General features: G+C 73.3%; 10 protein-coding genes. 5 read left to right on the plus strand and 5 right to left on the minus strand.

Annotated features, from left to right (window positions below):
• Positions 1 to 19 precede the first annotated feature (19 nt).
• From ABD296_RS27335 to ABD296_RS27350, 4 genes are all read left to right on the plus strand, one after another.
• Positions 20 to 1,105 carry a CapA family protein gene (locus ABD296_RS27335; RefSeq protein WP_344273011.1) on the plus strand — a complete coding sequence of 362 codons (1,086 nt, stop codon included), beginning with the start codon at positions 20 to 22 and terminating at the stop codon, positions 1,103 to 1,105.
• 37 nt (positions 1,106 to 1,142) lie between these two features.
• The gene (locus ABD296_RS27340) at positions 1,143 to 1,901 is read left to right on the plus strand and encodes a MerR family transcriptional regulator (RefSeq protein ID WP_344273014.1); all 759 of its coding nucleotides are present in this window, start codon (positions 1,143 to 1,145) and stop codon (positions 1,899 to 1,901) included.
• The gene (locus ABD296_RS27345; RefSeq protein WP_344273017.1) at positions 1,898 to 2,428 is read left to right on the plus strand and encodes a GyrI-like domain-containing protein; all 531 of its coding nucleotides are present in this window, start codon (positions 1,898 to 1,900) and stop codon (positions 2,426 to 2,428) included. The genes ABD296_RS27340 and ABD296_RS27345 overlap by 4 nt, the downstream gene beginning before the upstream one ends.
• Before the next feature lie 69 nt (positions 2,429 to 2,497).
• Entirely contained in the window at positions 2,498 to 4,300 is a 1,803-nt protein-coding gene (locus tag ABD296_RS27350; RefSeq protein WP_344273020.1) for an SDR family oxidoreductase, read from the plus strand.
• Positions 4,301 to 4,318: 18 nt separating this feature from the next.
• On the opposite strand, the gene ABD296_RS27355 is transcribed toward ABD296_RS27350, so the two are convergent.
• The 5 genes from ABD296_RS27355 to ABD296_RS27375 form a co-directional block, all read right to left on the minus strand.
• Entirely contained in the window at positions 4,319 to 4,564 is a 246-nt protein-coding gene (locus ABD296_RS27355; protein WP_344273023.1) for a hypothetical protein, read from the minus strand.
• Positions 4,565 to 4,659: 95 nt separating this feature from the next.
• On the minus strand, positions 4,660 to 5,679 hold the full coding sequence (locus ABD296_RS27360; RefSeq protein WP_344273026.1) for an AraC family transcriptional regulator: 1,020 nt from the start codon (positions 5,677 to 5,679) through the stop codon (positions 4,660 to 4,662).
• Positions 5,676 to 6,773, minus strand: a complete 1,098-nt coding sequence (locus ABD296_RS27365) for an LLM class flavin-dependent oxidoreductase (protein WP_344273029.1) — start codon at positions 6,771 to 6,773, stop codon at positions 5,676 to 5,678. The genes ABD296_RS27360 and ABD296_RS27365 overlap by 4 nt, the downstream gene beginning before the upstream one ends.
• Before the next feature lie 90 nt (positions 6,774 to 6,863).
• The gene (locus ABD296_RS27370; protein WP_344273032.1) at positions 6,864 to 7,187 is read right to left on the minus strand and encodes a hypothetical protein; all 324 of its coding nucleotides are present in this window, start codon (positions 7,185 to 7,187) and stop codon (positions 6,864 to 6,866) included.
• 240 nt (positions 7,188 to 7,427) lie between these two features.
• Positions 7,428 to 8,837, minus strand: a complete 1,410-nt coding sequence (locus tag ABD296_RS27375) for an MFS transporter (RefSeq protein WP_344273034.1) — start codon at positions 8,835 to 8,837, stop codon at positions 7,428 to 7,430.
• 71 nt (positions 8,838 to 8,908) lie between these two features.
• Between ABD296_RS27375 and ABD296_RS27380 the strand changes: the two genes are divergently transcribed.
• Positions 8,909 to 9,895 (plus strand): GlxA family transcriptional regulator, encoded by a 987-nt coding sequence (locus tag ABD296_RS27380; RefSeq protein WP_344273037.1) that lies wholly within the window; start codon positions 8,909 to 8,911, stop codon positions 9,893 to 9,895.
• Positions 9,896 to 9,993 lie beyond the last annotated feature (98 nt).

Consider the following 9,993-nt stretch of genomic DNA (forward strand, 5'->3'; position numbering starts at 1 on the left):
CAAGACGGGGAGGTCACCCATGCGCGTTTTCGCCCTGGTCGCCATGGGCGCGCTGATCGCCGCCGCCGCGTCCGCGTGCAGCGGGTCGGACGGGCAGGAGGCGAAGGGGGCCACGCCGCCGGCCGGGTCCCCGTCCGCGAGCGCCAAGGCCCGGGCGAACCCGTCGAAGGCGGCGGCGCAGCCGATCATCCTCGCGTTCGGTGGTGACACGCACTTCGAGGGGCAGTTGCGGTCGCGGCTGGCGAACCCGGCGACCGCGCTCGGCCCGGTCGCGTCCACGCTGCGCGCGGCCGACCTCGCCATGGTCAACCTGGAGACGGCCATCACGACGGGCGGCACCAAGGCGCCCGGCAAGGAGTTCGCGTTCCGCGCGCCGCCGTCGGCGCTGACCGCGCTGCGCCGCGCCGGCGTCGACGTGGCGTCCATGGCCAACAACCACGGCATGGACTACATGGAGGAGGGCCTGCGCGACTCGCTCGCCGCGATCAAGCGCAGCGGCTTCCCCGTCGTCGGCATCGGCCGCGACGAGGACCAGGCGTACCGGGCGTACCGGACGACCGTGAAGGGCAACCGGATCGCCATCGTCGGCGCGACGCAGGTGCTGGACGACAACCTCGTCACCGCGTGGACGGCCACCGGCTCCAAGGGCGGCCTCGCGTCCGCCAAGGACATCCCGCGGATGGTGCAGGCGGTGAAGGACGCGCGGAAGGACTCCGACCTCGTCATCGTCCACCTGCACTGGGGGCAGGAGCTGAAGGCGTGCCCGCTGCCGCGCCAGCAGGAGCTCGCCAAGGCGCTCGTCGCCGCCGGTGCGGACATCATCGTCGGAGGGCACGCGCACATCCCGCTAGGCGGCGGCTATCTGAACGGCAAGTACGTCCACTACGGCATGGGCAACTTCGTGTTCTCGTCGGCGCACGACCAGACGGCGAAGTCCGGGGTGCTGCTGCTGAAGGTGGAGGGCCGCAAGGTCACCAAGGTGAAATGGAAGCCGGCGCAGATCGTCGGTGGCCTCCCGATCCCGATGAAGGGCGCCGCGGCGGCGGCGGAGGTCGAGCGGTGGAACGGCCTGCGGGAGTGCACCGGGCTGACCGAAGGTCCCTAGTGGACTCTCCCACTGTGGGAGACGCCAGGCTGGGTACGTGAGCAACGATCTTCTGCCCATCGGGCGGTTCGCGCGGCTGTGCCGGCTGAGCGTCAAGCAGCTGCGGCACTACGACGACCTGGGCCTGCTGGCCCCGGCGTGGGTCGATCCTTCGTCCGGCTACCGGTACTACCGGCCCGACCAGGCGCGGGACGCGCTGATGGTCGGGATGCTGCGGGAGCTGGACGTCCCGCTCGCCGCGATCGCGCAGGTCCTCGCCGATCGGGGGACGGACGCGCTGCGCGAGGCGCGGGACCGGCTGGAGGCGGACGTGGCCCGGCGGCGGCACGCGCTGCGGCTGCTGGACCGGGTGCTGGACGAGGGGCTGCCGGAGACGGCGGTGTCGGTCGTCGAGGAATCGGCCCGGCGGGTGCGGACGGCGAGCGAGCCGGCGACCCCGACGACGATCGCCGCCGCCACCGGGGCCTGCGTCGCCCGCCTCCTCGAGAACTTCGGGGGGATACCGAAGCTGACGGGCCTGTTCCCGCTGGACATGGCCGACGAGTTCGAGGTGCGGGTGGCGATCGAGTCGGAGGCGGGCCCGGACGTGCTGCCCGGCGGCCCGTTCGCGCACGCGCTGCACGTCGGCCCGTACGAGGAGATCGCGCTCACCGTTCACGGCGTGCTGGCCTGGTTCGGCGACCACGGGCACGCGCCCGGCGGTCCGGTCCGGGAGGTCTACCTGAACGACCCGGGCAGCACGCCGCCCGAGCACCTGGAGACCCGGGTGCTGATCCGACTGGAGGATGTCCGATGACCTGGTACGAGGCGGCGGAGAAGCCGGAGATCGCGGAGTTCGACCCGGTGTCGGGGCTGGCCGTCACCGGACGCGGCGAACCGGGCGGTGCGGCGTACGGCGCGAGCGTCGGCGCGCTGTACGCGGTGATGGGCGCGCTCGGCGCGCCGATGGTCCCGCTGGAGGGCCGCTGGTGGGTGGAGGACGAGCGGTCCCCGTTCGAGGTGCCGCGCGACGAATGGTGGTGGCACCTGTTCCTGCGGCTCCCCGACGGCGCGGACGGGGTCGGGGAGGCCGTCGAGCAGGTCAGGCCGGGGGTGCCGGCGGCGGCGCGGGTCCAGCACGTCACCTTCGCCGAGGGCCGGTGCGTGCAGATGCTGCACCGCGGCCCGTACGCGGACGAGCCCGCGAGCCTCGCCGAGATGGCCGCGCTGATGGCGGCCGAGGGGCTCGCGGTGAACGGCCTGCACCACGAGATCTACCTCTCCGACCCCAGCGAGCAGGACCCCGGGAAGATGCGGACGATCCTCCGCCAGCCGGTTCGCTGAACGGGCCTGGACAGCACTTCTCATCGGCGTAGTTTCTCGGGCAAACCCCCGAAGCGGTAGGGAGCGCCGATGCGGGACCAGCGCGTGAGGTCGGGCGAGATCGAACTGGCGGTACGGGAGCGCGGCGAGGGGAACCGGCCCACGGTCGTCCTCGTGCACGGGTACCCCGACACCGGCGCGATGTGGGACGACGTCGCCGAGCGCCTCGCCGGCCGGTTCCGGGTGATCACCTACGACGTGCGCGGCGCGGGCGGATCGTCCGCGCCGCCCGACCCGCTCGACTACGGCCTCGGCGCACTGATGGACGACCTGGAGGCGGTGCTCGACGGCGTCGGCGCGGACGAGCCCGTCCACCTCGTCGGCCACGACTGGGGGTCGGTGCAGGGCTGGGAGGCCGTCATCGGCGACCGGCTGCGGCGCCGGTTCGCCTCCTTCACCTCGATCTCCGGGCCGGACCGCCGGCACCTCGCCCGCTGGGTCCGCACCGCCGTGCGGTCCGGGCCGCGCGGGGTGCGGGAGGTGCTGGGGCAGGCGCGGCGCAGCGTCTACATGCCGGTGCTGATGGCGCCGCGCGCCGGCGAGTTCGCGGCCCGGCTCCTCCCCGCCGGGTTCGCCCGCGACCTGCGGTTGCGGGAGGGCGCCGAGCCGCGTCCCGGGCATCCGGCGGCCACGCTGGCACAGGACGCGCGCAACGGGCTCGGCCTGTACCGCGCGAACATGGGCCGCCGGAACATGGGCCGCCGGCGCGGTGGCCCGCCGGAGGGCGACGGGCGGACCGACGTGCCCGTGCAGCTGATCGTCCCGATCAAGGACCGGTACGGGTCGCAGCCCCTGCTGCTGTCGCCGCGCGGCGTCGTCCCGAACCTGTACGTGCGCCGCGCGCCCGCCGGGCATTGGGTGGCCCGTAGCCATCCCGACCTGGTCGCCCGATGGATCACCGAGTTCGTGGAGCACGTCGGGGGCGGGCCTGAGACACCCGCACTCGCGCACGCGCGCGCCGCCGCCGAGCCCGGCAAGGAGTTCGGCGGCGACCTCGTCGTCGTCACCGGCGCGGGCAGCGGCATCGGCCGCGCGACGGCCCGCGCGTTCGCCGCCGCCGGGGCGCGCGTCGTCGTCGCCGACATCGACGAGGGCGGCGCCAAGCGGACCGTGGACGAGATCGGCGCGGCCGGCGGCGAAGCGCACGTCTACCGTGTCGACGTCGCCGACCCGGAGGCGATGGAGCAGTTCGCCCGGTACGTCAAGGACACGTTCGGCGTCCCGGACATCGTCGTCAACAACGCCGGCATCGCCCTCGCGGGCTCGCTGCTGGAGACCCCGGAGGAGGACTGGGAGCGCATCCGCTCCATCAACCTCGACGGGATGTACCGCGGGTCGCGGCTGTTCGGCCGGCAGATGGTCGAGCGCGGCGAGGGCGGCCACATCGTCGTCCTCTCGTCGCTGGCCGCGTTCACGCCGAGCCCGGAACTGCCCGCCTACGGCGCCACGAAGGCGGCGGTGCTGCAGCTCGCCGAGTGCTTCCGGCTCGACATGGAGCGCTACGGCATCGGCGTGACCGCCGTCTGCCCCGGCGCGGTCGACACTCCGATCACGCGCCAGACCCGCTTCGTCGGCATGTCCCCGGCCGTGGACGCCGAGTTGCGCGACAAGATGGCCCGCGCGATCGAGCGGCGCGGTTTCCCGCCGGAGAAGGTCGCGCGGGCGATCCTGCGGGCCGTGCGGCAGGACGCCGCCGTCGTCCCCGTCGCCGTCGAGGCCCGCGTCGCCCGGACGATCGCGCGCGTCTCCCCCGGCGCGAACCGCGCCCTCGCCCGGCTCGGCCGCCGGGCCGGCGACCGCCTCCTCACCGACGTCCGGCAGCGGCTGGACTGACCGTGCGCCGTGCCCGCGCTAGCCGGGGAAGCGGCGCTTCTTGGCGGTGTCGATCCAGCAGAGCAGCCCGAACGCGACGAGGATCGCCAGGACGGAGACGATCCACCAGGCCGGGCCCGGCAGCCGCAGCGGGAAGACCAGCAGGCGCTTCGGGCCGTCCGGCTCCCAGCCCAGCAGCTTGCCGGCGAACGGCACGACGCCCACGTACACCCCGAGCATGAACACGAACGAGGACAGGCCGTCGTAGGACTTCGGGTCGTTCATGCTCACCGAGCCTGCCGGGCGCCGGACGCCGCCGATACCGACCAAGGTCGATCCCGCGGCGTCCGGACGTCTGCGCTCGCAGGCCCCGCCAGCGGTCAGGGCGGGGAGGCGGGGTGCTTGAGGGTCTCGGTCGGGGTCTCGCCGAAGCGCTGCCGGTAGTGCGCCGCGAACCGGCTCATGTGCAGGTAGCCGGCCGCCGTCGCGACGTCCGAGACCGTCCGGCCGCCCGGCGCGGCGCCGCGGAGGGCGGCCCGCGCGTGGTCGAGCCGCACCCCGCGCAGCAGCTGCGTCGGCGTGACCCCCCACTGGTCACGGCAGATCACCTGGAGCTGCCGGATCCCGATCCCGGCCGCCGCGGCGATGTCGGACGCGCCGATCGGCCGATGATGGTGCGCCTCCACCCATTCCCGGATGAAAGGCGCGAGATGGTGCGGGACGCGTCGCGGCGGTTCCGCCAGCTCCGGCATGGCCGTGTGCGGCAGGCCGAGCAGGATCGCGGTGAGCAGCGACTCCTCCAGGCTGCGCGCCGCGAGCGGATGCAGGCCCTCGGACGCGGTGTCGTCCAGCACCGCGCAGACGTGCCGCCACGTCCGCTCGACGACGGACGCGGGGGCGATGGCCGGCGCGTCCACGCTGTGGAAGCGCAGCGGCGGGTCGTACGCGCGGCCGAGGAAGCCGCCGAGATGGTCGGCGAGCCGGCCGGTGCTCGTCGCGATCACCAGGCAGCCCTGCCGAGGGTCCGGGGTCAGCCGCATCGGCTCGTCGTGCGACACCACGAGGCTGCCGCCCGCCGTGTCGCGGCTGCGGGACGCCCGGTACTCCACGCCCATCGGCGCGATCGGCGCGCACAGCGCGAACGCGCCCCCGGTCGGCGGGGTGTCGACGATGACGCCGCTGCCGCCGTAGCGGACCCAGACGAGGTTGACCGCGCCCACGCCCAGCGCGTTGACCAGGCCGTCCAGCCGGAGCCCGGGGTCGCGCGCCTGCAGGTCGTGGCCCACCGCGAACGGCTCGACCGTCTCGTGCAGCACGTCGATGTCGGAGCTGGCGACGCGCTGGAACGGCGCCAGCGGCGGTTCCTCCCGCTGCTGCTCCTGGGGGGCGGTGGCGGTCATGGCGGGCCGCCCGATCCGGCGGGCATCGGCAGGACGCCCCGGGCGCGCAGCCTCGGCATCACCTCGGCGGCGAAGAAGCCCAGCTCGCCGGCGTAGTCGAGGAACGACAGCGCGATCCCGTCGAAGCCCGCGCGGGCGAATCCGGCGAGCCCGTCCGCGACGTCGTCGGGGTCGCCGACCAGCGGGCAGCTGCCGTGCCCGGCGGCGAACCGGTCCCGGTAGATCTGCAGCATCTCGGGCGTGAACGACTGCGCGTGCAGGCCCTGCAGGCGCATCACCTCGTCCACGGCCGGCCAGTCGGCGTGCTCATCGGCGTAGTAGTGCAACTGGTCCTCCGCTTCGGCGCGGGTGGGGCGGCACACGACGTGTCCCAGCGTGAAGACGCCGACCGTCCGGCCGTGGGACGCGGCCTCCGCGCGGATGGCGGCGACGATCTCGGCGCCGTCCTCCGGCCCGGCCACGACCGTGAACGCACGGTCGGCGTTGCGGGCGGCGAACGACCGGCCCTGCCGGGACGACCCCGCGTTGATCACCGGAAGGCTGTGCCCGTTGTACGGCTTCGGCGACCCGACGACCCGCTTGAGGTGGAAGTACCGTCCGTCGTGGTCGAACGGCTCGGCGCTCGACCAGATGCGCTTGACGATGTCCCACCACTCCTGCGCGTAGGCGTACCGGGTGTCGTGGTCGTCCGGGAGCGTGAGGCCGAACATCTCGTACTCGGGCGCGTGCCAGCCCGCGACGATGTTGAGCCCGACGCGTCCCCCGCTGAGGTGGTCGGCGGTCGCGAGCTGCTTGGCGGCGACGATCGGGTGGTGGAACGCGGTGTGGACGGTGCTGAAGACGCGGATCCGCGCGGTGTTCGCGAGCAGGCCGGACGCCCACACCAGCGGGTCGAGGACGCGCTGGTGGAAATCGGTGTCGGGGCCCCAGTCGGTCCAGCGGGCGACGGGGAGCAGGAAGTCGATCCCGGTCGCGTCGGCGAGGCGGGCGAGGCGCAGATTGTTGTCCCATGTCGCCCGCCACCTTTCCGGAACCGTAGTTATCGCCAGTCCTGATTCGGTGTTGGGGGAGAACAGGCCGAGCTGGAATCCCATCCGAATTCACCTTCGTCCGGCATCGTCCGCTGACATCCGACTTCGCCCAGTATCGGAAGCGAATCGGGTGCGGGCAATGGCCGGAGACGTTCATATCGGGATGACTCCCAGGGTGAGCCGGGCGAAAGGTCCGGACTGTCCGTTCTCTGGGGTGCGCCGGCCCTCCGGTGTCGCGTAGACGACGATCTGCGCCGACGCGCCCGGTTCGCCGGTGCAGCGGCGGGCCAGGGACTGGACCACCTCGGTGAGGTGGGTGCCGCAGGAGTCGCCGGTGGGGGAGGCGGCGTCGCGAGTGGGCGCCGGGGCGCCGCCGCCGGTCTCCAGGAGGACCTGGAAACAGGACGGCCGGCCGCATCCGGGCGCCGAGCAGACGTGCTGGTCGCCGAGCGGGGAGCGTACGGGATCGCTGGGCATCGAAAGGGCCTTCCGGCGCGGTCGCGAGCGGGTGATGGCGGGTCCCAGGGCACGCATGTCGCGTTTTTCCGGAAATTCAGTGCTCTTTGGCGGGGGTCGGCGGATCTTCTGTCTTCCTCGGGTGGAGAAGCGCGAGAACGTGCGGCATCCACTATGCACGAGCCCGTTGATCCTTCGCAACGCTAACCGGATAGGCAGATGCGCTTTCCGGCTAGTGACACCGAGCTATTTATGGCATTTCTACTGATTGTTGTGATCTGTCCGGAAAGAGCGGGAGACCAGGGCGGACAACAGCGCCGCGCCGACCATGAACAGCCACCCGTGCCGGAAGCCCGCCACCGACGGCCGCGCCGCGTCCCCCAGCAGCACGGTCAGCACGGCGACGCCGAGCGCCGAACTGATCTGCCGCGCCATCATCAGCACCGCCGACCCCAGCGACAGCCGCGCCGCGGGCAGCGCCGCCGCGGACCCGAACAGAGGCGGCTGCAACAGCGCCGTGCTCACCCCCACCAGGACCGCGCCCGGAACGAACATCAGCGCGTACGACGGCTCCGGCGTCGCGAACACCGCCCACCAGCCGCAGCCGGCCGCCAGCGCGCGCCCGCCCAGCACCGCCGACGCGCGCCCGCCGATCCGCCCGACGATCCGTCCGGAGAACGGCGACATCACCACGCACGACAGCGGGATCGGCGCGATGCCCAGCCCCGCCCGGACGACCGGGTAGTGCCACACCCCGGTGAAGAACAGCGACCCCGCCACCAGCGCCGCCGCGAACACCAGGTAGTAGAGGAACACGCCGGAGACCGCGACCGCGAACGTCCGGTGCCGGAACAGGTCGAGGCCGATCACCGGGTTCGGGTGCCGCCGCATGTGCGCCACCGCCAGCGTCCCGAACGCGACCGCCGCCACCGCGCACCCGATCGTCCGGGCCGACCCGAACCCCCACGACGAGCCCTGGACGAGCAGCGCGGTCAGCGCCGTCGCCGCGCCCAGCACCAGCGCCGACCCCAGCAGGTCGAGCCGCTGCCGCGCCTTCGGCGGCGTGTCCGGCAGCAGCCGACGGCCGGCGACGATCGCCGCCGCCGTCACCGGGACGTTGATCAGGAAGATCCACCGCCAGCCCGCCATCAGCAGCAGCCCGCCGACCACCGGCCCGCAGCCGCCGCCGAGCGCCGCCACCGCCGTCCAGATCCCCATCACCGTCGGGTGCTCGCGCTTGGGGAACGCGGGCAGGGCGAGCCCGAGCGACGTCGGGACCAGCACCGCGCCCGCCGCCGCCTGGACGACCCGCGCCGCGATCAGCAGCGGCAGCGTCGGCGCCACGGCGCACCCCACCGACGCCAGGCCGAACAGCGCCATCCCCGCGAGGAAGCTCTTCTTGCGGCTGGTGTCGTCCGCGAGCCGCCCCGCCGGGACGAGCAGCGCGGCGAGAACGATCGTGTACGCGTTCAGCACCCACGACACCTGCGGCAACGCCGCGCCGTCGAACGAGCGCCGCAGCGCCGGGAACGCCACGCTCACCGCGAACAGGTCGAGGATCGCCAGGAACTGCGCCGTCGACGCGACCGCCAGCACGAGCCACCGCCGCGCGTCGGGGGCGTCGTGTTCCTGAGGGGTGCGCTCCGGCCTGGTCTTCGTGCGTGAACTCATGCCGTCAATGATCGAAACCGGCGGCGCCCGCCACGAGTGTCAGGATTGACACTGTTCGATAGATTACTGACATGACGCGGACACTGGCGATCCTGGTCCTCCCCGGCGCGCCGATCTTCGAGGTCGCCATCCCCTGCCAGCTGTTCGGCTCCCCGCCGCCGTCCCACACCGGCCCCTGGTACGACGTCCGGCTCTGCTCGGAGGGCGCGGCCCCGCTGCGCGGCTCGTCCGGCCAGGACGACCTGCCCGGCGCCTTCCAGATCGTCGCCCCGCACGGGCCGGACGCCCTCGACACCGCCGACACGGTGGTCATCCCCGCCGCGGGCAACGTGCTGACCGACCCGTCACCGCAGGTCATCGAGGCCGTCCGCGCCGCCCACGCCCGCGGCGCCCGCATCGTCTCGCTGTGCTCCGGCGCGTTCGTCCTCGCCGCCGCCGGCCTGCTCGACGGCCGCCGCACCGCCCTGCACTGGAAGCACGCACCCGTCCTGCGCGAGCGCTTCCCGGCCGTCGAGGCCGACACGTCCGTCCTCTACATCGACGACGACGACCTGCTCACCGGCGCCGGCAACAGCGCCGGGATCGACCTCTGCCTGCACGTCATCCGCCAGGACCTCGGGGCCGACGTCGCCAACGCCGTCGCCCGCCAGATGGTCGTCCCGCCGCACCGCACCGGCGGCCAGGCCCAGTACGTCGAGACGCCGCTCCCCCCGTCCGGCCGCGCCGACGGCCTCGCGCCCGTCCTGCAATGGGCGCTGACGCAACTGGACCGCCCCCTCACCACCGCCGAGCTCACCGCCCGAGCCGGTCTCACCGGCCGCACCCTCATCCGCCGCTTCCACGCCGAAACGGGCACGACGCCCCTGCGCTGGCTCCTCGCCCAGCGCGTCATCCGCGCCCGGGAACTGCTGGAGGAGACCGAGCTGTCCATCGACCTCGTCGCCGAGAAATGCGGCCTCGGCACCGCCCCCAACCTCCGCACCCACTTCGCCCGCGAACTCGGCGTCACCCCCAGCGAATACCGCCGGACCCACCGCCGCGTGGCCGCCGTCCCTTAATGTGTGCTTTTGGCTCTCTGGCGGGCTAGTTGTTCTAACCACAGAGGTTGCGAACACGGTCAGCCGATGATCTTGAAATGAGGGAGGGCCTCCGGGTT

Origin of the sequence: Actinomadura napierensis (genome assembly GCF_039529375.1) — a bacterium.
GTDB classification, from domain to species: domain Bacteria; phylum Actinomycetota; class Actinomycetes; order Streptosporangiales; family Streptosporangiaceae; genus Spirillospora; species Spirillospora napierensis.

Bases quoted from the DNA above. Each gene is read 5' to 3' on its own strand.
- ABD296_RS27370 (WP_344273032.1), bottom strand. From the start codon at position 7,187: ATGCCCAGCGATCCCGTACGCTCCCCGCTCGGCGACCAGCACGTCTGC.
- ABD296_RS27350 (WP_344273020.1), top strand. From the start codon at position 2,498: ATGCGGGACCAGCGCGTGAGGTCGGGCGAGATCGAACTGGCGGTACGG.
- ABD296_RS27335 (WP_344273011.1), top strand. From the start codon at position 20: ATGCGCGTTTTCGCCCTGGTCGCCATGGGCGCGCTGATCGCCGCCGCC.
- ABD296_RS27365 (WP_344273029.1), bottom strand. From the start codon at position 6,773: ATGGGATTCCAGCTCGGCCTGTTCTCCCCCAACACCGAATCAGGACTG.
- ABD296_RS27345 (WP_344273017.1), top strand. From the start codon at position 1,898: ATGACCTGGTACGAGGCGGCGGAGAAGCCGGAGATCGCGGAGTTCGAC.
- ABD296_RS27375 (WP_344273034.1), bottom strand. From the start codon at position 8,837: ATGAGTTCACGCACGAAGACCAGGCCGGAGCGCACCCCTCAGGAACAC.
- ABD296_RS27380 (WP_344273037.1), top strand. From the start codon at position 8,909: ATGACGCGGACACTGGCGATCCTGGTCCTCCCCGGCGCGCCGATCTTC.
- ABD296_RS27360 (WP_344273026.1), bottom strand. From the start codon at position 5,679: ATGACCGCCACCGCCCCCCAGGAGCAGCAGCGGGAGGAACCGCCGCTG.
- ABD296_RS27355 (WP_344273023.1), bottom strand. From the start codon at position 4,564: ATGAACGACCCGAAGTCCTACGACGGCCTGTCCTCGTTCGTGTTCATG.